At 34.1% G+C, this 863-nt stretch carries 1 protein-coding gene; it reads left to right on the forward strand.

Features of this window, described 5'->3' with window-relative positions; translation table 4 throughout:
- Nucleotides 1–863, forward strand: an 863-nt coding sequence (locus CJJ23_RS05140; RefSeq protein WP_180738055.1) for a hypothetical protein, incomplete at both ends; no start/stop codon positions are given.

Raw genomic sequence — 863 nt, forward strand, 5'->3', positions numbered from 1 at the left:
CCTAGGTAAAGAAGTAACTGTTACAGGCTTTACTAGTGAAAATGCTTATGCACTTGCAAAATATAAAGCATTGACAGAACCAAACTTAACTTTTACATTAACAGGAACTAATGATTCTGAAACACTGCAAGCAAAATTAGCTTCAGCAGTTGTTGAAGGTGATTACACAACCATTAATACAGTGCTTGCAAGTCGTTTAGAAGCAATTAATGCTAGTCTAACTGATTCAGGCTTCAAATTTGAAATCATCAAAGTTACACCTGCTGATGGAAAAACTAACTGAGATAACACTGCAGGTTCATTACAAGTACAACTATTACTTTCAAGTGGTGAAGGTGATTCACTTAAGTATTGAAAATTAACTAAAGGTGATAATGATGATCTTTCAGGTGCTTCAGTAACACCAGAAACTAATAAAGAAGGTGCAACTGGTCGTGATGCTAGTGTAACAGGCTTTACTACAGGACAAGCTTATTTAACTGCTGAATTAGCTAAATATACTTATAAAACAGTTACAAGTGGTGATACAACAAACTTGAAAAAGTTATCTAATGTCTTTAAACCGCTTGCTGCGGGAACTGAAGGAACAACAACTACTGATACACGTTTAAAAGATATGGTTGTTGCACTGAACGCTTTAAAAGCTGAAAGTGTAACAGAACTAGACTCTAACGCTGTTGTTGGTTATACTTTAAGTACAACTACTACAGATAATAAATGAACTGTTAATAAAGAAGAAGATGAAACTAAATTAGCTTCAGTTGTTGGTTCATTTAAAATGCAAGCAAGAAGTCAAAGTGCGCTTGATACAATTACTATTAAGACAACTTCTGATTTAGGTGAGTATACACCGTATTTTATGA

It is taken from the genome of Mycoplasmopsis agassizii (assembly GCF_002276225.1).
Classification (GTDB): Bacteria; Bacillota_I; Bacilli_A; order Mycoplasmatales; family Metamycoplasmataceae; genus Mycoplasmopsis_B; species Mycoplasmopsis_B agassizii_A.